This window comes from Vibrio sp. Vb0349 (genome assembly GCF_033338975.1).
In genome coordinates, this window is record NZ_JAWOTS010000454.1 from 1 (window position 1) to 1,035 (window position 1,035).

Here is a 1,035-nt window from a genome sequence, read left to right on the forward strand (position 1 = left end):
CGATTATGATAAATGAGCTTGTAGTCAATAAGTTGGTTGTTTATCGGGCAGGGCAATATTTTCAGCTTGAGGGCGTCTAGTAATCAACGCGTAAAGTCGTTCAAGCTGCCGTTGTTACCACCACAAACCGCTCATCTTGTCCCCATCTTGGTTCCGCATTCATTAAATTGAGCTCCAACGCCGTTTGGTATGGGTCAACGTCAAAATGGTCGCTTACTAAACCCCAGAGCATCCAGTTGATTGCGGTTTCATTCTCGGTAAGCTCTTCGAGTGGCGTTCGGAGGAAAAAGTATTCATCCAAGCCATCGTCACCAAGCCTGTCATAGATAATGTTACGCAGCTCTCGATCCAAATCATGTTGGAGATTGATTGAGTCGTACAGTTGCTCTTCTGTTGGGCCATTCTCATGGCGATAAACATTGCGTTTTGACTCTTTGCATAAAGTACCAGAGCCTGTTTCAATACTTACGTTTTTTTGCGAGTGTTGTTCCAGTGCTTGGATAATTTCATTCTCTAATTGGGCGAGTTTACTCAGCAAAATTTGATCATCGGTGTTGTGCTCGTGAGTAGTCATTTTTTGAAAAGCCTTTACTCTCTCATAGACTGAATTCCCGTGAGTAAGCGCTGCAAAGCACTGCTCTCTGAGTGTTTCATTGGCTTGCCAAATGCCTGAGTAGAGCCCGTAGTCATATCGATACGGTGGAAGATCTTCAGTATCTTCGCCTAATATTTCTCTCCAGTGCCTTTGCCACTTTTCATTTTTTTCTTGTTTTACACTTGCGTATTGGCTAACCCAATGGTTACGAAGTGTTATGCCTACAATGGCAAGAGGCCATGGAGCGAGCAAGTAAAAATAATAGTGAGAAGAGTTATCCCAAAAGTAACCGTAAATATAAATACTAAATGCAATCACCCAAGTTCCCATAGTGCAAACAATAATCCCTGACATTATCGATGATTGGCGTTTTGTTTCTCTTAATGTATTACCTTCCGCACATAACCAAAAAATGCCGCCAAAAACAAAGGCAAACGTCA

Annotated in this window: 1 protein-coding gene; it reads right to left on the bottom strand. The window is 42.3% G+C overall.

Annotation, left to right across the window (positions count from 1 at the left end):
* Positions 1-100: 100 nt before the first annotated feature.
* Positions 101-1,035: hypothetical protein (locus tag R7Q47_RS26540; RefSeq protein WP_318090300.1), on the bottom strand; the 935-nt coding region annotated here is incomplete at its 5' end.